We start from the raw sequence: 388 nt of genomic DNA, 5'->3' as shown, positions 1-388 counted from the left end.
GTCTGATCCTTGCTGTTATAATCCAGGCTGGCCGTATCAGTGCCGGTCACCTTCTCGCCGTTGACTAGGATATAGCTCAGCTTGTAGCCGGCAATCTCAGGAGCCGTGAACTTCTTGCCTTGCTCGCCATACTCAACAGTGCCGTGATCGGAAGTCTTGCCATTAGCATCAGGCAGGTCATTTTTGCTTTCGTCCTGATAGGAGATAAGGACTTGGCCTTGAAGCTTGGCATAGACGAAGACAACAGTCTGATCCTTGCTGTTATAGTCCAGGCTGGCCGTATCAGTGCCGGTCACCTTCTCACCGTTGACTAGGATATAGCTCAGCTTGTAGCCGGCAATCTCAGGAGCCGTGAACTTCTTGCCTTGCTCGCCATACTCAACAGTGC

At 51.8% G+C, this 388-nt stretch carries 1 protein-coding gene; it reads right to left on the bottom strand.

The features are described 5' to 3' along the window. Nucleotides 1-388: hypothetical protein (locus H3U49_RS09795; protein WP_370567342.1), on the bottom strand; the 388-nt coding region annotated here is incomplete at both ends.

Origin of the sequence: Lactobacillus sp. W8174, assembly GCF_016100975.1 — a bacterium.
In the GTDB taxonomy this organism is placed as follows: Bacteria; Bacillota; Bacilli; order Lactobacillales; family Lactobacillaceae; genus Lactobacillus; species Lactobacillus juensis.
The sequence above is the reverse complement of the archived record's forward strand: the minus strand, read 5'-3'. Positions and strand labels throughout refer to the sequence as shown.